The 236-nt window shown below is 49.2% G+C and carries 1 pseudogene; it reads left to right on the top strand.

From position 1 onward, the window contains the following. Positions 1-18 precede the first annotated feature (18 nt). Positions 19-236: pseudogene (locus P9236_RS30790) on the top strand (ubiquinone biosynthesis methyltransferase UbiE); the annotation flags it as partial.

The following is a 236-nucleotide window of genomic DNA, read 5'->3' as shown; positions in this document are numbered from 1 at the left end:
GAATAGGAGAGGATGCGGATGGGATCTGTTCATCATGACCCGGTTGGCGAACCGACTTTTGAGCCGATGATCCAGATCGACATGGAAATCAAGACTTTTGTCTCCGCTTGGAAACACTGCGATTATGTCTCGACGTACATCGCCCGGATGATCAGTCAAAACAGATCAGACTCGGTGCGGCATTCGAATCTCTTTTCCTCTGCGTTCAACGAATTACTGGAAGTCGCCTTTCGTAC

Source organism: Mesorhizobium sp. WSM4884 (genome assembly GCF_029625675.1).
Taxonomy (GTDB): domain Bacteria; phylum Pseudomonadota; class Alphaproteobacteria; order Rhizobiales; family Rhizobiaceae; genus Mesorhizobium.
The sequence above is the reverse complement of the archived record's forward strand: the minus strand, read 5'-3'. Positions and strand labels throughout refer to the sequence as shown.